19 protein-coding genes are annotated in these 19765 nt (G+C 51.3%); 11 read left to right on the top strand and 8 right to left on the bottom strand.

What is annotated here, in order from left to right; genetic code table 11:
• Window positions 1–214: 214 nt before the first annotated feature.
• Together G006_RS0108310 and G006_RS25225 are read left to right on the top strand one after the other, a co-directional pair.
• Window positions 215–427 carry a DUF6447 family protein gene (locus G006_RS0108310; protein ID WP_020482718.1) on the top strand — a complete coding sequence of 71 codons (213 nt, stop codon included), beginning with the start codon at window positions 215–217 and terminating at the stop codon, window positions 425–427.
• 164 nt (window positions 428–591) lie between these two features.
• Window positions 592–1632, top strand: a complete 1041-nt coding sequence (locus tag G006_RS25225; RefSeq protein ID WP_020482717.1) for a hypothetical protein — start codon at window positions 592–594, stop codon at window positions 1630–1632.
• A gap of 96 nt (window positions 1633–1728) precedes the next feature.
• On the opposite strand, the gene G006_RS25220 is transcribed toward G006_RS25225, so the two are convergent.
• A complete protein-coding gene (locus G006_RS25220; RefSeq protein ID WP_020482716.1) occupies window positions 1729–2109 on the bottom strand; it encodes a hypothetical protein in 381 nt (126 codons plus the stop codon).
• 239 nt (window positions 2110–2348) lie between these two features.
• Here G006_RS25220 and G006_RS0108295 point away from each other — a divergent pair, with 239 nt between their 5' ends.
• Window positions 2349–4136 (top strand): alkaline phosphatase D family protein, encoded by a 1788-nt coding sequence (locus G006_RS0108295; protein WP_020482715.1) that lies wholly within the window; start codon window positions 2349–2351, stop codon window positions 4134–4136.
• A gap of 215 nt (window positions 4137–4351) precedes the next feature.
• The gene (locus G006_RS0108290) at window positions 4352–5593 is read left to right on the top strand and encodes an esterase-like activity of phytase family protein (RefSeq protein ID WP_020482714.1); all 1242 of its coding nucleotides are present in this window, start codon (window positions 4352–4354) and stop codon (window positions 5591–5593) included.
• Between the two features lie 218 nt (window positions 5594–5811).
• Here G006_RS0108290 and G006_RS0108285 read toward each other — a convergent pair whose 3' ends face one another.
• Window positions 5812–6993 carry a helix-turn-helix transcriptional regulator gene (locus tag G006_RS0108285; RefSeq protein ID WP_160167667.1) on the bottom strand — a complete coding sequence of 394 codons (1182 nt, stop codon included), beginning with the start codon at window positions 6991–6993 and terminating at the stop codon, window positions 5812–5814.
• 171 nt (window positions 6994–7164) lie between these two features.
• Here G006_RS0108285 and G006_RS0108280 point away from each other — a divergent pair, with 171 nt between their 5' ends.
• From G006_RS0108280 to G006_RS0108250, 7 genes are all read left to right on the top strand, one after another.
• Window positions 7165–8028: a DUF1566 domain-containing protein gene (locus G006_RS0108280; protein WP_020482712.1), complete on the top strand. Its 864-nt coding sequence runs from the start codon at window positions 7165–7167 to the stop codon at window positions 8026–8028.
• Between the two features lie 153 nt (window positions 8029–8181).
• Window positions 8182–8976: a PEP-CTERM sorting domain-containing protein gene (locus tag G006_RS0108275; RefSeq protein WP_020482711.1), complete on the top strand. Its 795-nt coding sequence runs from the start codon at window positions 8182–8184 to the stop codon at window positions 8974–8976.
• Between the two features lie 83 nt (window positions 8977–9059).
• On the top strand, window positions 9060–9395 hold the full coding sequence (locus G006_RS0108270) for a hypothetical protein (protein WP_020482710.1): 336 nt from the start codon (window positions 9060–9062) through the stop codon (window positions 9393–9395).
• 58 nt (window positions 9396–9453) lie between these two features.
• Entirely contained in the window at window positions 9454–10491 is a 1038-nt protein-coding gene (locus G006_RS0108265) for an amidohydrolase family protein (RefSeq protein ID WP_081607903.1), read from the top strand.
• Between the two features lie 454 nt (window positions 10492–10945).
• A complete protein-coding gene (locus tag G006_RS0108260; protein ID WP_020482708.1) occupies window positions 10946–11959 on the top strand; it encodes a hypothetical protein in 1014 nt (337 codons plus the stop codon).
• A 56-nt stretch (window positions 11960–12015) separates the two neighbouring features.
• Window positions 12016–12930 (top strand): tellurite resistance TerB family protein, encoded by a 915-nt coding sequence (locus G006_RS0108255; RefSeq protein WP_033193916.1) that lies wholly within the window; start codon window positions 12016–12018, stop codon window positions 12928–12930.
• A gap of 232 nt (window positions 12931–13162) precedes the next feature.
• Complete coding sequence (locus G006_RS0108250) at window positions 13163–13813, top strand: hypothetical protein (RefSeq protein ID WP_020482706.1); 651 nt, start codon at window positions 13163–13165, stop codon at window positions 13811–13813.
• A 68-nt stretch (window positions 13814–13881) separates the two neighbouring features.
• Here G006_RS0108250 and G006_RS0108245 read toward each other — a convergent pair whose 3' ends face one another.
• The 6 genes from G006_RS0108245 to G006_RS0108220 form a co-directional block, all read right to left on the bottom strand.
• Window positions 13882–14343 carry a hydrogenase maturation protease gene (locus tag G006_RS0108245; RefSeq protein WP_020482705.1) on the bottom strand — a complete coding sequence of 154 codons (462 nt, stop codon included), beginning with the start codon at window positions 14341–14343 and terminating at the stop codon, window positions 13882–13884.
• Window positions 14340–15851: a Ni/Fe hydrogenase subunit alpha gene (locus G006_RS0108240; protein ID WP_020482704.1), complete on the bottom strand. Its 1512-nt coding sequence runs from the start codon at window positions 15849–15851 to the stop codon at window positions 14340–14342. Before G006_RS0108240 ends, G006_RS0108245 begins: the two co-directional genes overlap by 4 nt.
• A gap of 12 nt (window positions 15852–15863) precedes the next feature.
• Window positions 15864–16403 carry an NADP oxidoreductase gene (locus G006_RS0108235; protein ID WP_020482703.1) on the bottom strand — a complete coding sequence of 180 codons (540 nt, stop codon included), beginning with the start codon at window positions 16401–16403 and terminating at the stop codon, window positions 15864–15866.
• Window positions 16393–17232, bottom strand: coding sequence for a 2Fe-2S iron-sulfur cluster-binding protein (locus G006_RS0108230; protein ID WP_020482702.1), 840 nt, complete (start codon window positions 17230–17232; stop codon window positions 16393–16395). Before G006_RS0108230 ends, G006_RS0108235 begins: the two co-directional genes overlap by 11 nt.
• 1 nt (window position 17233) lies before the next feature.
• Entirely contained in the window at window positions 17234–19015 is a 1782-nt protein-coding gene (locus G006_RS0108225) for an NAD(P)H-dependent oxidoreductase subunit E (RefSeq protein WP_026146927.1), read from the bottom strand.
• Between the two features lie 333 nt (window positions 19016–19348).
• The gene (locus tag G006_RS0108220; RefSeq protein ID WP_020482700.1) at window positions 19349–19612 is read right to left on the bottom strand and encodes a hypothetical protein; all 264 of its coding nucleotides are present in this window, start codon (window positions 19610–19612) and stop codon (window positions 19349–19351) included.
• Window positions 19613–19765 lie beyond the last annotated feature (153 nt).

Genomic DNA, 19765 nt, shown 5'->3' with positions numbered 1-19765 from the left:
TTGTTAAAAAACTGTAACAATTGCCGGGTAAAATTGCCTCCATGATTAAGCATCACCGCTTCTTTTGGAAGACAAAACTTTAAGTTAAAGCTTTATTGATATGGGGACCCCTAAAAGTTTAGAGAGCCCAAGAGATAAATCGCTGGTTATGCGAACTTATTGGTATTGCTGCCTAAAAAAGAAGCTCTTTTAAGCGTAATTAACACAAATTGATATGACCACCGAAACCCCAACAGTCCCCACTTTAACGATAGGCGATAAAACTCACCCTATCGACAGCCTTAGCGAGATCGCTAAAGCGCAAATCACCAATTTGCAAATCGTGGATGCCGAAATTCAACGGCTTCAGCATCAAATCGGCATTGCCCAAGTCGCCCGTGAGAGCTTTCTGGCCACGTTACAAGCCGAATTTGCCAAACTGGGTTAACCCAAGTTTTTGGCCTTACCTGCTGTCACGATACTTACACACGCTCTTTATAAACTTGGCTGGGGTAGCGCGAGTCATGTTGCTCCGATGCTACCCGATAAGCCGTCGCAGTCACCTGGCTAAGGTGGCGATGGTCAATAACAAACAAGTTTCTGGAGTAAGTGATGAAGACTATTAAAGCACTCGGCTGCTGTGTGCTGATTTTCGGTACTACGAATTGTGTTATGGCGGATGCGGATAATCGCCATGAGCGCCGGGAAGCGCCGCATGCCGATAAATTTTCCATCGCCTTGATCGGCGACCTGCCGTATTCCCCGGCCCAAGAACCCGAGTTTGTGAATTTGATGGCCGATCTGGATCACGCCAAGATCGCCTTTACGGTGCATGACGGCGATTTCAAAGGCGGCAGCGTGCCTTGTAAGGACGATTTGTACCAATTGCGCGTGAAGCAATTTAACGATTCGAAACACCCGTTTTTCTACGTGTTCGGCGATAACGAATGGACGGATTGCCATAGAGCCGCTGCCGGCAGTTACAACCCGTTCGAGCGCTTAAGCTATCTGCGCAGCCTGTTCTCCCCCAACGATCAGCGCAGCATGGGGCAAAAACAATTGCCGCTGGAACGCCAAAGCGCCGAATTTCCGGAAAATATCCGCTGGAACTATGGCGGCGTTTTGTTTGTGGGTCTACACGTGCCTGGCAGCAACAACGGTCTGAGCACGCGTGCCGACTTTAAAGCGACCGCCGAGCAAGAGTATGCGCAACGTAACGCCGCCAATCTGCAATGGTTGCAAGACTCTTTCGCCTTGGCCGCCGAACAGCATGCCGCCGGCGTGATGTTGTTTGTGCAGGCTAATATGTGGGACTTTATTCCCGCCGCCAATCTGACCGGCTATGAAGATTTCATCGTGGCCTTGGCAGCCGAAACCAAAGCTTTCGGTAAGCCGGTGGTGCTGGTCAATGGCGACAGTCACTATTTCCGCATCGACAAACCGTTGCCGTCGAAATTGCCGTCTGAAGTTAAAGACAGTGAATTCCCGTTCATCATGCCCTGGGAATCCAGCGCGCCAAGACTGCAAAACTTTACCCGTGTCGAAACCTTCGGCAACCCTAATTCGCATTGGGTGAAAGCTAATATCGATAGACACGATCCCAATGTGTTTTCTTTTGAAGAGCACATTGTTAAGAAAAACATCGCTCCTTAAATGTTAGCTTGGGTCAAAAAGTGCTTGGTATATATGCATCGGCACTTTCTGCGCTGCTATCGACAAGGTGGGCGGTAAGTTCCTAAAATCCGGTTGTTAATCGGTCGAGGAACTTGGCCGTCCAGTAGGTACTTTCTCGACGTTCTCTATGGCTTTTTTGAGTTCGTCGGGATTGGCCTGCGTCAATAAATACAAGCCAGCCCGGAGAATTTCACTTTTCTTCACATGAATTCCAGCCGCTAGGCAGGTTTTTTTCAGTTCCGAAATTTTCCGATAATCGTGTTCCGGGAAGGAAAAACTATCTCGAATGACTTTGGTTTTTTGAGGTTTGCTTTTTTTAGTCAAAGGTTTTTCTTCGCTACCGATGGTTTCGGCGATCAGTTCGGGTTCGGGATTTATTGTTGATCCTTCAATAATGGCTGCTGTCGGCGTAGATTGACTGGCTTTATTATCCGACTTCGATTTCTTGGTGTTCATCACGGTTTCCTATCGGGTGAGGGAGGTTAACAGTATAAACCGTATATACCGTTTTTACAGAAATCTATTCAACTGAAAGATAAGCACAATTGCGTCCTCAGACTATTTTGGGTCGTTATAAAAGCACACTCGGGCTTTTTGAAGGGTTGCGCCATTCATCAAATTGTCACCGAGCGGTTTTAGACTCCGGAGTTGCCAACTCTGTCACGTTTTTTTGTCTTAAATCCTTGGAGACCATCATGAAATTCAAAGTAGTTCGATTAACCGTCGTCGCGACGCTGGTCGTTCTGGGCGGTAAAGCTCAAGCGGCCTTGCCTAACGGTGTGGCTGCCGGCGATGTCAGCCAAACTTCCGCCGTGCTGTGGGGCCGGTCCGATACCATCGGCGATTTAAATTTTCAGTACGCGACCGATAGTGCTTTCACCCAGGTCATCGGTTCCAGTTTTAGAACGGTGAGTGACCCGTTGGCGCCGGTCAAATGGGATGTCTCGGGATTGTCCGCCGATACCACCTATTACTACCGCGCTACTGATAGTGTTGGAGCGGTCGCCAGCGGCCAGTTTAAAACCGCTGCGGCATTGGGAAACACTACTGGTCTGCGTTTTGGTGTATCCGGCGATTGGCGCGGCGAACTGCTGCCTTATCCAGCCGTGAAAAACGCTAGTCAGCGTAACCTGGATTTTTTCGTGGCGATGGGCGATACCATTTACGGTGACGTGGCCTCCAACGCCAACGGCGGTCAACAACAAGCCCAATCCCTGGCCGACTATCGTAACAAGCATGCCGAAGTATACAGCGCCAAGGGTGGCATGAACGGCTTGGCCGATCTGCGCCAATCCACCGCCGTGTTCGCGACGATAGACGACCACGAAGTGACTAACGACTTCGCCGGCGGCGCTGACGTAGCGACCGACGCGCGTTTCAATGCCGATCCGGCCGGCACCTTGATCAATGACAGTACCTTGTACAATAACGGTATCCAGGCTTTTCAGGAATACAATCCGCTTCGCAACGAGACTTACGGTGCCACCGGCGACGCTCGCACTGCCGGCGAAGTAAAGTTGTACCGCAACCAAACTTTCGGCAATGATGCTGCCTTGATGGTGTTGGATGCGCGCTCGTTCCGCGACAAGGAATTGGCCGATGCGAACCCGTTAAGTCAAGCTTCGGTTGGCGGCTTTTTGGCAAATGCGTTTGACCCGAGCCGGACTATGCTGGGCAAGCAGCAAGTCGCCGATCTGAAAGCCGACCTGTTGTCAGCGGAGCAAAATGACGTCACCTGGAAATTCATCGCCGTACCGGAACCGATGCAAAACTTGGGGGTGGTTGGCGCCGGCGACCGCTTTGAAGGGTATGCCGCCGAACGTACCGAGATATTGAAATTTATCGATGACAACAAAATCGATAACGTCGTGTTCCTGTCCGCCGACATCCACGGCACCTTGGTGAATAACCTGACCTACCAAGTCACGCCTTTTAGCGAGCAAAAAGCCACCAATGCCTTCGAAATCACCACCGGTTCCGTAGCCTATGACGCGCCGTTTGGCCCAACGGTTGCGCAACTGGCGGCTGCGGTAGGTTTACTGACTCCGCAACAAAAAGCCTTCTACGACGCGTTGCCCAGCATCGCCGCCAAAGACAGTTTCATCAAGTCGGTAACCAATGGCGCTTTGACGCCGCTGGGTTACGACCCGCTGGGCTTGGATGCCAATCTGGCTAGCGCCGATGGCAAAATCCAAGCCGAATTGCTGCAAGGCGATTACGTCGCCACGCACACCTTTGGCTGGACCGAGTTTGAAATCGATCAGGTCACTCAGCAGTTGCTGGTCACCACCTATGGCATTCCAGCCTACAACGTGGGCGATATTGCCAACGATTTGACCGGCATCGTCAGCCGCACGCCGCAAATCGTCAGCCAATTCAGAATTACACCGACCCCCGTGCAGCCGGTACCGGTTCCAGGCGCGGCCTGGTTGTTTGGTAGTGCGTTGCTGGGCTTGGTGTTCGGCAAGCGCAAAAAAGCCTAGTTAGACGGTTGGCTGGGTATGTCTATTCGTTAAACGTTTGCGCAGTTCTTTCCCCTCTTTGAAAAAGAGGGGCCAGGGGAGATTTTATAAATAAATCCTCCGGTCCCATTAAAAAGGGCAAGCGCCTTAACTAAACGGAATCGGAGTCCTCCTCAGCCAGCCGATTGAGAAATTTTTAGATCAATAGCCAACTTAATTTAATCCGGAGAAACAATATGAAACTTCGCTATACCCTATCCGCCGTTCTGGCAGCGCTGCTCGGCAACACTGCTCAAGCCGCACCTTTTTCCTTGGACTATATTGGTCAAAACATCGTCGCCAGCGGCACCGTGTTCAACGGCACCACAGTGGGCGGTTTGTCGGGGATCGATTACGACAGCGCCAATGGCAGATATTTGGCGATCAGCGATGATCGCTCGGCTTTAAACCCAGCTAGATACTACGACTTGGGCCTGAACCTGGCTCAGTTCAACAAGAATTCGGCGCCGGGGGCGGCCGGCGTGACATTTAATGGTGTCACAAATATTTTGACGCCGAGCGGCAGCACATTTGCGACCAACACCGTCGATCCTGAATCCATGCGTTTGCATAACGGTAGTTTGTTCTGGACCAACGAGGGTCAGCGGGCGACAGCAGGTTTTCAAAACCCCACCGTCCGGGAAATGAATCTGAACGGCAGTTATGTGCGGGATTTCGCCGTGCCAAGTTACTACAATCCCAGTGGCAGTGTCAGCGCGCTGAATGCAGGCGATACCGGTATCCGCAACAACCTGGCGTTTGAAAGTCTGACTTTTTCTAACGATGGTAAAACGTTGTACACCGCTACCGAAAACTCGTTGGCCCAAGACGATGCCTTGCCGGCGACCGTTCTGAACGGCTCCGAGAGCAGAGTATTGGCGTTTGACCGCGCAACTGGCAGTGCGGTTGGTGAATACGTCTATACGACCGACGCTGTGGTGGATGTACCAAACCCAGTCACCAATTTTGCCACCAACGGTTTAGTCGAGTTACTGAACATACCGGGCTTGAGCGATAGTTTTATTGCCGTCGAACGCTCGTTTTCGGCGGGAATTCCCGGCACCGGCAACAACATCCGTCTGTACCTGACCAGTTTAAGCAACGCCAGCAACCTGATAGGTGTTGACGATCTTGACAACGCGCCGGTCTACACCAGCATGACTAAGGAGTTGTTGCTAGATTTAAGCACCCTGACCAACAGCGACGGCACAGCTTTGGCTTTGGACAATATCGAAGCCATTACCTGGGGTGAAACCTTCAACGGCAATCCAACCTTGATCCTGGCCTCGGACAATAACTTTTCCGCTACCCAATTTACCCAGTTCCTGGCCTTCGAAGTAAAGGCCGTGCCGCTGCCAGCGGCTTTTCCGTTGTTCGGCACTGCGTTGTTGGGCATGGGCGTAAATGGTTTGCGGAGAAGAGGCCGGAAACTGGCGTAAGTTATTTACCATAGCTCGGGTGGGCGAGGGTTGATTAAGCCAACCCTCAAATCCCCCAGGGCGGTCATTCCCGCGAAAGCGGGAATCTAGCTTAGAAACTGGGCTCCCGCCTGAGCGGGAGCGACGATATTAAAGGCCGGGAACAATGTCCACCCAGTCAGGATTTGTGTCTGTAGGCATCGGCAAGTAGCCAAAGCCGTTAGATATCTGACGGCCGGTCATCCAAGCTTATTGGAAATCAAAAATAGCCGAATCAAATCCTTTTGACTGTGGCAATGGGTTTTCTGCATCAAGCTGCTTAGCTGGGTGCGCACGGTGTTGCGGCTGACGTCGTCACGCTCCGCGATTTGCTTGGGCGATAGGCCGTCGGTCAAGCCTTGCAATACTTCCGTTTCTCGCCCCGTCAACTGATACGTTTTGGCAAAGCCGGCAACCGGATCGCATTTAGCCACGCCAAGTTTGGACCAATCGCCAAAATCCAGATCAAACGGCTTGGAACCGCTCAGCATCTCGGAATTCTCGGCAATCAGCACCAAGGCCAACGGCCTCTGCCAATCCTTGATCCATTGGCTTGCTGCTGGCAGCGGTGCCACCAAAATTCGGGCGCCCGGCAAGGCATGCAAACACATGCCGCCGCCGAGAGCCGGATGTTTTGTTGCTTGGCGGACTAAAGCCGCCAATTCGTCAGCGGCGCTGGGATCAAAGCAGTGCAAGCGGCCAAACCGGCACGACAAGCCGCCAAAATGCGCCGTCAAAAGTTGTTCCGCTCGCGTGTTCAAGTGCAGGATGCAAGCATCGCCATCGACAATCAGTAAAGGCCATGCCAGGGCCTCAATGGCAGTCACCCCCAGTTCGGCTTTGGCTTGCAGGTGTTGCGTGTGTGAATTTAGCCTGAGTGCCCGTTGCAGATGGGGGCTAATGCGCTTTGCGGCTGCTTGCTCTTGAATGCCGAAAGGCGATTGTTCCTGCGCTCGAAAAAAGCCTAACATGATCTTGCTGTCAGTCGTTTCGTCGACTAAGCCGCCTAACGTATAACGCACGCCGATTGGAATTAAAAATTCCTGGTAAAGCGGATTACGTGCCACGAAGCCATCATCCAGGAATGTGTGGCAAAATCGCCACTCATTAACACCGATATTAGCCATCATTCCCGATGTCATGCGCGGGTCTTCAAGTAGATAGCCATTGACCCAGGCAGTAAAATCCTGACTATCGATATAACTGCCGCCATAAAATTCTTTGCGTATCCTGCCGGTAGCCTTATCGGTTATCAATAAATGCGCGCCATTGGCGCCGATGTAATCAGAGCAATATTCCAAAGTTTCAGTCATACGTTCTGGCGCCATCACCGTCTCGTAAAGCACTCCAATCAACTGCGATAGTTTTTCATCGTCCGCCATTTTGGCTATCCAAATCCAAAGAAAAAATTTTCGTTTTTCATGCAAATGCATGATGACAAACATTTGCGCACTGAATCACACTAGGCCATGAAAATTTAGCTTGACATGGCTAATTTTAGCTTCTCGAGCGTGCAACAGAATTATGAAATCTTGATGACAATTGGAGGAAAAATGAAATCGGTAGGAAAAGTAGCTTGGATGGCGGGCATGGCGTTGGGCTTGAATATGGCGACGGCGGAAGCGGCGTTGACTGCATATAGCCCGAATGGCGTTGAGTTGGTTTACAGTAGCCTGGGTAACGTTACCTGGACGGCCGACGGCAATTTGTTCAAAACCCTGGCTGATGGATATGCCGGTGGCACCTCAGCTTTTTTAAATGCGGTTATTGCCTCGGTGCCGGAAGGGAAGATCAACGATTCACCAAATTATTGGGATACTCCAGCGAATAGTGGCTATCACACCCTGTCCGCCAGCGACTTCAACACCACAACCGGCAGAGTCAATTGGTTTGGTGCCAAAGCCTACGTAACTTACCTGAACAGCATCAACTACGGCGGCAGCAATCAATGGCGCTTGCCAAATTGGACCGACACCGGTGCGGCCGGTCCGCAATATGGCATTAGCGGCACTGATTTTGGCTACAACGTCAACCCTGCTAGCAGCGAGCTGGCCCAACTGTATTACGCAGAGTTGGGTAAAACAGCCTACGTCAACACCAGTGGCGAAGGTCCGCAAAGCAATTACGGTATTCTGGGGAGCAGTACATTTAGCGACACTACCGGTTCCGTTGGCCCATTTAGTAATGTCCATACTTTTGCGTACTGGTTGGGCACTGAGTATACGCCCGATGGTCGCGCTTGGGACTTTTTTACCACCGTTGGTGTCCAGGGCTACGACGGTAAGGACTATCAGTCTTACGCATGGGCAGTCAGCTCCGGACAAGTGGCCGCCGTCCCCCTACCTGGAGCGATGTGGCTGATGGGCACCGGTCTGATCGGTTTGCTTGGCCTGAAATGGCGTGGGCAAGCGGGTTAACAAAGACACCGAAGGTCGGTTTTACTAATTCGAAACCTTGGAATCCAGCCCGATTAGCGCGGTGTTTTGTTCATGAAGGAGTCCAAAACTCGCAACGAAATGCCTCTTTAACCCTGAATTTTTCACTTTTCAAATAAAACACGGAGTAAGGAAATGAGTTTTAAGCAACCGCTAGTCACCCTTGCCTTGGCATTGAGCGCCGCTACGTTTAACGCCAATGCGACATTGAATTCTTACAATGCCAACGGCGTTGATCTGGTTTACAGCAGCGTTAGTAACGTGACCTGGACGAAAGATGCCAATCTGTTGGGCACGTTGCTAAGTAGCACGGGCTTTAGCAATACGGTCAACGCCATTATCGCGGCAAGCCCTATCATCTACGATACGCCCAACGGTTTCGACACACCTGACTACAGTGGGTATCACATTGTAACGGCCTCAGACTTTTCAGGAATCGGCGCTGTCAGCTGGTTCGGTGCCAAAGCCTTTACCTTTTATTTGAATAGTATCAATTACGGCGGCAGCAACCAATGGCGCTTGCCGAGTGCCGGCAGCAATCCAGATTTTGGAATCAACCAAATCGGCAGTGAATTGGGCCAGTTGTACTATAACGAACTTGGCGCCTTGCCTTATCCGGGGACCAACGGCAATGACTATGGCATATTAGGCGATGGTTCGTTCGAAACTTCAGGTTCTGTTGGACCCTTTACCAAGGTACAAACCCTTGGATACTGGTCCAATATGGAACACGCATCTGATCCCAATGTTGGGTGGCATTTCGCGACCAGCTCTGGCGAGCAGTCAGTTGATCTAAAGGTGATGCCTTACTATGCATGGGCAGTCGCCCCCGGACAAGTTAATGCTGTACCAGTACCTGCAGCAGTCTGGCTGATGAGCACGGGCTTGATCGGCTTGCTTAGCTTGAAACGCAGAAAATACGCTGGATGATTGGTTTTTTAAATGCGAAACGCTACGGCTTTTAAGCGATAGGATCATCAATAATTCGTAGGTTTAAATACAAGGGGGAAATAATGTTGTCGATTCTCAAGGTGCTGGCAGTCACAATTCTTATGTTAGGTGTTTTAGTATATGGCGGCTTAATTGTTGGTATATATCATTACGGTATGTGGCCGCAGATCAAGACTGGATGGGAGAAAGCACCCTATTTATGTTTTGGCCTACCGTGTTCTGCTATTGCATCATTTGGCATTGTTTCAATGCTTGAATTGGCCTCTGATTCCAAGGAAACAGAAAAGCTTGCTTTCAAAGCGTTTGGTTTGGATTTTAGTGGTCCGGCAGGCCCAGTAACGCTTTGGATCCTCTGTTTTGTTGCCTTTGTGTGGGCTATCAAGACATTGGCTAAATAGCTTTTCTGTTAGAGCCAAGATGGCTTTCGAGAAAGACTTTCTGTTTATGAGGTAAACCATGCATATCCACAACTGCCACATGCACATCTTCACCGTCGATCATGTGCCGGAAAACTTCCTCCCCTTGGGATTGGCGAAACTGATGAAGCAACCCTATTTGCAAACGCCACTACGCTTCTTGCTGGTCAATTTGAACCCATTTTCCAATCGCGATTTATTTGAGCGTTATGCCAATTTCGTCCGCATTTCCACCAACAAATCGCAGCGAGAGGTATTCGAGGTAGTCAGAGCTTATTATCCCCTGGATACGCGATTTGTCGTGCTGCCGATGGATATGGCGTATATGGGAGCAGGAAAAGTGCCGGTCGAAATCGACGGTCAACACGACGAGTTGGCCCGCCTGGTGCAAAAGTATCCGCAGCAAATCATTCCTTTTGCTGCCGTCGATCCGCGCCGTCCGGGTGTTTTCGAAAGCTTGAAAAGTTGGGTGGAAAACAAGGGATTCAAGGGAATTAAGTTGTATCCGCCGCTAGGTTACATGCCTAATGATCATGGCCTAGTTCCGATTTACGAATATGCACAGGCGAACAATCTACCGGTAATGACGCATTGCTCGCGGGGTGGAGTGAGAAATAAAAAACTGTCGGCTACCGAAGCTGCAAAGTTTTCCGATCCCGATAATTACCGGGAAATCATGGATCGATTCCCTAACCTGAAAATCTGCATGGGGCATGCGGGCGGCGACCAGGATTGGCAACAGTATCTTGACCAGCCTTGGGATGGCAGTGCGCCAAAATCCGAGATGAGCTGGCTTTCGAAAATTCTGGACATTATATGCTCCGGCCAGTATCCCAACTTCTATGCCGATATTTCCTACACCATCTTCCATATTGAAGAAAACGCGCAGATTTTGAAAGTGTTGCTGCAAGACGAGCGGGTAAAAACGCAGATGCTGTTCGGTTCGGATTTTTACATGGTCGAACAGGAAAAATTTCCGGAACGCCGCTTGACCATGTCGCTACGCGCCACATTAGGAGAAGACTTGTTCAGACAAATCGCCGAAACGAATCCAAAGCGGTATTTGGCGCTGCCCTAGATTGAAATAACTACGTTAGGTGGAGACACTCAACGGAAGGATTACTGAAAGGGCCCAAATCCGATTTTGACGTACTCTCTTATTCGCTAGCGAAAATACTTTACCGGACTTTATGAATGCTTTTAAGGAGTTTGCATTGAAATGCCAGAAAACTAATGCTCAATGATTTTTATCTTGATATTTCTGTGTCCAAAAATATTGCCTTGCTCCCAAACTCCAGTTTGGGAGCAAGGTCTTGAAAGCTCGAGCTTTTAGTCGTTTGCTTGAGAAGCAATAGCTTCCGAGCCCATAGCGCCTAAGCTGGAGCTTAGGCTCTAGAAAAATATGGTTTTTCACCAATCTGCTAACAAGGCAGTAAGGCAATGGACTCGCCGATAGGTAATTCGCCAAGGCTAAAAAGCCACACCAATGTATAAATTAATTTAACAGCGGACTTTTCATGGAGAGCAAAACAATGAACTTTATAAAATACGACAAACTTTTACTTGTGGCCGCTTTGTTGTTTGGGCTAGACAACGCTTTTGCTGCTACATCGGCAACAGCAACTGCCGGTTCCGATTCGTCGCGGAACATCAGTTGTTTCGGTGGGGAAGAATGTACCGAAGCGCATGCGATTAGCGGGGCGACGGCTTGGGCCGATGCCTTGGCGATAGCCGGACCCGGTTCGGCAAAAGCCATGGCGAGTGCAACGGCGATCAATACCGGACTTCAAGCAGCCGATGCCAGCGCGATGGTGGAAATTGTCGGAGGCGGAGTGTTGATCAGAGGGGGTGGGGGCATTGGCGATAGAGTAACTGTTAGAGGCAAGGTGGTTGTGGAATCGGCTCTGGACTATGGTTTGTCCGGTATCGCCGGCTCCAATGGCAGTTGTTGTTCAATCAACTCGTTTTTGTCCTTAAGGGTGGCTTTGGAACGAAAAGATCCGGATGTGGGCTATACGGGCGCTGCGGATTTTGAATTCGAGATCGCCGATACTTATGAATCAGTGGCGCCCGCTATCAATGTACCGTTTACCGGTACCCAAGCTGTTTCGATAGTTGAAAACGGCGATGGTGTTTTAAGTCCGAACGCAAAAGGCGCTTACCTAAACGCTGACCCAATAACGTTTGCCTTCACGATGGGGTACGACGAAGAATTTCGGATTCGCGTCGGTTTGGATGTGTCTGCCAAAGCCGACGCCAGCAAAAATCCCGGTTGTGTCATGTACGATCCGGCGTGCGTAATCGACTCCACTCTGGAAGACAATATTGCCTGGATCACGTTGGATGCCGGCCACTCGCTGTATTGGGTTGGTATGGATGCAACGGATGAACAAGGCAATCAGGTCGGTTTTGTTTCAAAAGCCGGTTTCGATTTGTCTCGAAGTTACATTCAACCCGTACCGTTGCCGGGCGCTGCAATGGTTTTTATTTCCGGTGTTAGTTTGGTTTTCGGTCGCCGTAGAAAAATAGTAGCGTTATCGCCTTAACTTTTTCTAAGTATTTTGCGGGCTATCAGCCTTTCATCTTGGACTCACGATTTACTATGGATCAATTAACCCGAAATGACTCATATGTGCCGCTTCTGATGAAGTTGTGCTTTCTTTTGTTGTTAGTCACCAGTGCTTCGGCTGAAGCCAGAAGAGGAAGTGTTAGCGTTTGTTTTGGTACGACTGATCATTTTTACGATTTGGGTGAATTAAAAGTCTCGGATCAGCAAGTCAAACAAACGGGTATGCCGGTCGAATGGACTTCAAGTGAGCATCAATTTGGTATTCATTTACAGGATCACTGTCTGGTTGTTCGGACCGGCACAGAAGTAATCGGCTATGCAATCTATAAAAAAAATTCTAGCCAATATTGGGCTTTAGACGACACTACCATTCAAACATTGCAGAAGTTTGGCGTGCTTCCAAACCCCATGCCGCCGCTGGAGGTGCCAGTGGATGAAACTGTCGGCGGCGAGTGGCTTTGGGCTCTGGCTATCTTGGCTGGTTTGGTTCTAATTGGCGCCTTGGTGACTTTTGTGTCCGATAAGCAGCAACGTCGTGTCGTCGCTAAAGTCGATAAAGTGTTAAATGGTAATTTTGTGCTGCTATTGCGCGAGGTGTTAGTTGATGTTGCGCGGATGGATCGGAATTTTGATGCAAATAAACCTCAGGCGATACTAGCTATTATGCAAAGACTGGGGTTTCACGATAGTTCGCTCGCTACGCTTAACTCAGATGCAGTGTCTTCAGGGAAATTATCAAGAAAGTTATTGATCGCTTATATTAAGGCGGTCGCTGGTAATCTCAACGATCAACAAAGGAATATTTTACTAACCGGGATTGCGACCGTGATTTCGGCGGAAGGTAAATTAGGCAGGAACAAAAAAGCGGTGTTCCGCCAATACATTATCGCCTTGGGTTTTCCAGAAAATCAGGCAGAAAATATCATGGAGATGCTCCTAAATGCTTAATTGATCGGCTTGGCCCCGTTCCCAGGCCGATTCAAAGTGGCTAAGGGTAAATTGCCAATCCATGCGGTTTTTGAAACTCAATTTACCTGGCGGTTTAGGCAGTGGATCTTATTCCGCTTGGACACAAAAAGCGTACCCCTTATTCGACTGATGCGCTATTCGGTTAAATTGAATCTGCCCAAGCGGCTTTATTTTCGGTGTATCCATAAAAATCGTGAATCGGAGAAATCAAGTGATACCTAAATCCCCCGTAACGCATTGTTTGGCTTTGGCTGGCTTGATGTTGGTCGGTTGTCAAAACACGCCCAAACCGTCTCCCACGGCAACAGAAAAGCCGGATGCCGATTTGGTGATGATGCCCGGTGTTGGTGGTCGACAAGCTGCGGGTTCCGCGTTCGGATTGAAGCCGATGACCATGGAGGAATTGACTGCGTGTGGTAAGCGCTTGGTCGCGATGAACCAGGAGTCGGCGCAATTGAAAGTAATCAGTAAACAATTGATCACCAAAAAAGCTGACATTGCACGGCAAGTCGAAGAGCTGGAAGTGGAACGTTCGAAAGTCGATGTGGGTAGCCGGCAAAAAGTCGCCGATTTCAACCGTCGCCTAGAACAAAATCGAGACGTGATTTCCCAATACAATTCACAATCGGAAGATTATAACGGTAAGGTGAACGCGTTGAGCCTTGAAAGCAACCAGTTCAACGCCAATTGTGCCAGCCGAGCCTACCGTGCGTCCGATGCCGAAAAACTGCCCGCAGATTTATTAGCGGCGATGCGGGGTAACTCGCAAGTAACGGATATTCCTTTAATCGATGATGGGTTAAAGTCTGAGAGCCATCCAACTGAGGGAACTCATCTGCCTGGCACTTCATCCAGGCGCTAAAACACTGTGTACCTTTGGTTAAAAAGAAATTTTAGTTTTTACATCTTGGGGCTATTTTACTTTTCGGTTTAATTGCCACGGAAATGCGTTGGTTTCAGAATCTCTTCCAAAAATCGACAAGCTTTTGCTAAATTGGCCGCACAGCGTTCGCTTAACCCGGTGCCCAGTTCGAAGGCTTCGGCCTGGATGCTTAACAAATAGCAAGGAGCAAGCGGTTGCTTGCTGACCGATTGATAGACCGCTAGCAACGCGGCCGGGCTTAGCGCATGGCTGGTGTAGGTGTGGTCTTGGGCCGGGCTTAACGGAGTAAACGCAAAGCTGTTCGGGCAATTTACCGCAGCATCGATAAACACCACCAGCTCGCGGTCTTGCAAATCCAGCGCGTGTTCGATTTGTAACTGAAAGTCGCTAAGCAGCTCGATAGTGCTCAAGTCGAGATGGTCGGCTAAATAGTCCAGTAGCAAGGGGCCAACGGCATCGTCGCCACGGCTGGGGTTGCCGTAACCGAACACCAGAATGGGTTTGGTCATTCGCTACCGTGAATAAATTCGCCGCTGCTATGCCGAATCAGTTTATCCACCAACTTGCCGTCGGCATCGACCAGTTCCAACTGCAAGGGCATCTTGCCGACCGCGTGCGTAGCGCAAGACAAACACGGATCGTAGGCGCGGATCGCCACTTCCAGGTTATTCAGCAAAGGTTCGGTTAATTCCCGGCCGGACAGATATTCCGCTGCCACTTGCCGCACAGATTCGTTCATTGCGGTGTTATTGCTGGTAGTAGAGACGATCAGGTTGGCTTTCGTGACGATGTCGTTTTCGTCGATTTGATAATGATGAAATAGTGTGCCGCGCGGCGCTTCGATTACACCAATGCCTTCTTGGCGCTTTTCGCCCTTGGCCACCAGATCGTTACTCAGCAAATCCGGATCGTCCAGCAAGCTTTGTATGCTTTCGGCACAATGCAGCAATTCGATCATCCGGGTCCAGTGGAAGGCCAGGGTGCTATGCACCATGGCTTCGCCGCTGTGTCGTTTGAATTCCACACGGGCGGCTTCCGCCTGCGGCGTGTCGATAAAATCGCAATTGTTGACGCGTGCCAGCGGTCCCACCCGATACCAGCCTTCGGCTTTACCCAGCGAAGTCAGGTAGGGGAATTTCATGTAGGTCCAGGAGCGCACTTCTTCGCGGATCAGCTCCGGGTAATCGCAATAATCGTAATGGTCGACCAGGGTTTCGCCCTGCTCGTCTTTCACCCGAATCCCGCCGTGATAAAGTTCCAGTGCGCCGTTAGGCTTGGTTAGGCTCAGGTATTTGCTGCGGATGGTGGCGAAGTTGTCGTAGTAGGGAAGGTGGGAGGTGTGGACTTTGGTGACCAGTTGCAAAGCCGCTTGCGCCCAAATCACGATTTGCGCGATGTCTTGCTTTAAATAGTCGCGCTCTTCTTTCGTTAAGGCTTTGTTCATACCGCCGGCAATCGCGCCGGTGCCGTGGATACGCTTGCCGGACACCATGCGAATCACTTCCTGGCCGTATTTGCGCAGTTTTACGCCTTGCAGACCAATATCCGGATAATCGGCCAGCACTGCCATCACGTTACGCTTGCCGATCTCACTTTCAAAACCAAACAGCAAATCCGGGCTGGAGAGGTGGAAAAAATGCAAAGCATGCGATTGCAAGACCTGACCGAAATGCAGCAAGCGGCGTAATTTATCCGCTGCCGGTGGCAAGTTAGCGGGATCGACGCCGACCAATTGGTCGATGGCCTTGGCAGCCGCCAGATGGTGGCTGACCGGGCAGATGCCGCACAAGCGCTGCACCATCACCGGCAGTTCCCAGTAAGGGCGGCCCTGGATGAATTTTTCGAAGCCGCGAAATTCGACGATGTGCAAACGGGCTTGCTGGACTTTATTGTCTTCATCCAGCAGCAGGGTTACTTTGCCGTGGCCTTCGACACGGGAGACCGGATCGACAGCGACCCGTTTTAACTTGCCGGCTGCGACTAAGGCCGGATCGGCGGTTTCAAGGTGTTCGTACACAGCGGTTCCCTACTAGTCGTAATGGACTAATTCATAAGGTAAAGTCGGGTCGCGGCCTTCGATCAATGCGCTGAGGTAGCTCCAGAACACATCGGCGGACGGCGGGCAACCGGGCATAAAGTAATCGATTTTGACGATTTCGTGGACCGGCCGCACCTTATCCAGCAATAAAGGCAATTCCGGATCGTTGGGTATCTGCGGATTGTCCACACCTATGCCGTCTTGGTAGGCTTCCAGCAGACAATCTTCCAGCTTAAAAAAGTTGCGCAGCGCCGGCAGGCCGCCGTTGATGGCACAAGCGCCGACTGCGACCAGAATTTTGCAGTTAGCGCGAAACTCGCGCAGCACATGCACGTTTTCGGAATTGCAAACGCCGCCTTCGATCAAGCCAATGTCGCACGGGCCGCAGTGCTCGATGTCGGTCAGCGGCGAGCGGTCGAATTCGACTACATCCGCCAATTTCAGCAAGCGCTCGTCAATATCCAGAAACGACATATGGCAGCCGAAGCAGCCGGCCAAGGACGTGGTGGCGATTTTAATCTTAGCGGCCATGTTTGATGTCCGGAGCGGGCGGCATGGTGGCGGCATAATGGGAATCGGGTCCGCCATTTTGCTGCGAAGGACTAGGTAGCCTCGTCGGGTCGCAACTGCCATAGCCGCGTGCCTCGCCGGCCTTGATAGCTGCTTTTTCGCAGGCGACCTCGCTGATGGGATGCTGGTCGTAAATGCGTTCGCCGATCGGCGCCAGGTACGCGCTGCGTTTGACCAGGATCGCGCCGGTCGGGCAGACATGGGCGGCCTCGTCGTTGACGCTAATATCGCTGTCTTTCAGCTTGCCGCTGGGGGAGTTGACGATTAGGCGTTTGTTGATGCCGCGCCCGGCGATGCCGAATACCTCTTTGCCGTCTTTTTCCTTGCTGGCGCGCACGCATAGATTGCAGAAAATGCAGCGGTCGTGGTCGATCAAGATATCCGGGTGTGAGGCGTCCAGTTCCCGCTGCGCATAAAAATGCGGGTAGTGGTTATCCAGCATGTTCTGATGGTAGGCCACGGCCTGCAACTGGCAATTGCCGGACTTCTCGCAGGATGGACAGAAATGGTTGCCTTCCACAAATAACATCTGGGTGATGCGCTGGCGGTCGTATTGCAGGTCAGGGCTGTTGCTGATGACGGTTTGGCCGTCGGCAGCCGGCAAGGTACAGGCGGTATTGGTGCGACCGTTGACTTTGACCGTACACAGTTTGCAACTGCCGTAAGGAGCGTAGCCCGGCCGGTGGCACAGATAAGGAATGTACACGCCAGCGCTGCGCGCTGCTTCGATAATGGTTTGGCCGTCGCTGAACGGCACGGTGATGCCGTCAATGCAAAGGGTGCCGCTCATGTCAGTTCTCCACTTGCGATAAATGCGCCGCGTCGTCGTCGCGCTGCGCCATGCGGCGGGCTACCGCCAGGGTAGCGTCCAAATCAAAGCCCGGTGTAAAACTGCTCTGTTTCAACTGACTCAAATACAGGTCCGGATGACTGGCCAGGGTGCTTAAAATCGGATTGGCGGCGGAATCGCCTAGACCGCAATGGCTGTTGTTTTTGACGATCAGGCATAACTCGCTGAGCTCTTCCAGATCGACCGCGGCGCCGTTGCCTTCAACAATTTTCTGCAGCTGATTTTTTAACAGCGAGGTGCCGACCCGGCACGGCGTGCAAAAGCCGCAGCTTTCATGGGCAAAGAAATCGGTAAAGTTCTGGACGATGTCGAAAATATTACGGCTATTGTTGAACACGATAAACGAGCCGGCGGTGGATAGGTCTTCGAAGGCCACGCGGCGTTGCAGCTCCCGGTTGGAAATAAAGGTGCCGGACGGTCCGCCCACTTGCACACCCATCACATCCTCCGCGCCGCAGTCCTGCAAAATATCCTCGATTGTCGTGCCGAAAGGGTATTCGTAAATGCCGGGCCGCGCGCAGTCGCCGCTGATGCTGAGCAGTTTGCTGCCGGTGGATTGTGCGGTGCCCACCTCGGCAAACCATTGCCCACCTTGAATGGCGATGTGCGTGGCCGCGAAAAAAGTTTCGACGTTATCGACCACGGTGGGTTTGCGTTGATAGCCGCAGATCACCGAGTTGGGCGGTTTAACCCGAGGTATGCCGGGCTTGCCTTCCAATGACTCGATTTGCGCGGACGCCTCTCCGCAGATGTAAGCGCCGGCGCCCATGCGGATTTCGATGTCGAAATCAAAGCCGTCCCGGCCAAGGATATTACGACCCAGCAAGCCGCTATCCCGGCGGCGCTTTAACACACGCTGCAATTGCTCGTAGAGAAATAAATACTCAGCGCGTAAATACAATAAACCCTGGTCGGAGCCGATGATCGCCGCACACAGGGTCATGCCTTCAAACACTTGGTCTGCGTAAAGATCGAGCAACATCCGGTCTTTAAAGGTACCCGGTTCGCCTTCGTCGGCGTTACAAATCACGTAGCGTGGGGTAGCTGCTTGGACGGAACAGGTTCGCCATTTCAAGGCTGTTTTAAAGCCAGCTCCGCCGCGGCCGCGCAGGTTCGAACAGTCCACTTCCGCCAGGGTTTCCGCCAAGCCGCGGGCAAAAGTGGCTGACAGCGCCGCGCCGTTATTGAACGGCTGGTTCAGCAGCAAGCCGGGTTTGCGGATCGGCTCGTCAACCGCGAAGAACTCGGTCGGCCAATCAGTCAATGGCGCTTGCTGTTCGACCAGTTCGGCGATTACATCGATTCGGGAATAATCCAGACGCGTCAACGCATAACCGTTAACCAAGCCGGCCGGGCCTTGGTCGCACATGCCGGTGCAGGAGGTGTTGTTAAGACTGACCAGACCGTCCGCCCTGACTTGGCCGACTTTGACCTTCAGTTTTTCCGCCAGGTAATTCAACAATTTTTCCTTACCCAGCATTCTATCGGTAATCGAATCGCTGATATGAATGTCGTAACGGCCCTGCGGCGTTAGGTGCAGGAAACTGTAGAATTCCGCGACGGCAATAATCTGGATGCGGGGGATATGCAGAGCCGAGGCCAATTGTTCGATAGCCGCCTTGGGAACATGCAGGTACTGAGCCTGCACGGCCCTTAGCATCTGCAAGAGCCTTTCGGGTTTATAGTCCGCCTGTGCCAGTACGGACTCAATAAAAGTATTCATCGTCGAGTTACTGGGCAGTTATGTTGAATCGTCGTGTCCCATTGCAATTGAAAAATCATGAGCCACCCCACACACCATTCTTAAATCGGCGCTAGATTTTTCAAATCGTTCACTGGCAGTCTACCTGGAAGAGCGCCCCACAAGATTAGTTGTGGGAGTCGATACATTCCGCTTGCCAAGCGAAAGTGCCTGCCTTGTCTCTCTATGCGTCAATACACACAACTCAGCAGCGCAATGTCTATTGTTCTCGCTGCGGAAGATGCGCAAATTCGCCGTCATCCATGGCGCAATACTAAACAAATTAGCCGGGTGTGGACAGCAAAATATTGCCGATCAAAACGCGGCAATCGGGACGAAGGGCTTGCGGCGTTGGCAGGGAATACGTTTTTTACCGGACTCCCGGATACAGTCGTGCTTGCGGGTTTGATAACAGAGCACGCAACGGTTTAAGCGGCGCTGGTAACGCCCATAAGCATTGGAGACCAAGCGTTCCAGGCGTTCCAATGCACTGTGGTTGGGAGGGAGCAGGCTGGTCTGTCTGGCGTGTAATGCGGCATAAAGCTGCCGGGCTTGATCGATTAAAATGTCATTGTCCATTGTAATCACCTGACTTAATCGCTGATGAGTCGAAAACCGGCGTTGGCATGTGCGATTGAACATGCCGGGTTGAATTATTGCGTGTGCTTATGTTGATAGCTTTGATTTCAATCAACGCAGCTTAAAATTGTTGGTGACTTTGATATGGCGTAC

The sequence above is a fragment of the Methylomonas sp. MK1 genome (assembly GCF_000365425.1).
Taxonomy (GTDB): domain Bacteria; phylum Pseudomonadota; class Gammaproteobacteria; order Methylococcales; family Methylomonadaceae; genus Methylomonas.
This window is presented reverse-complemented; position numbering and strand designations above follow the sequence as displayed.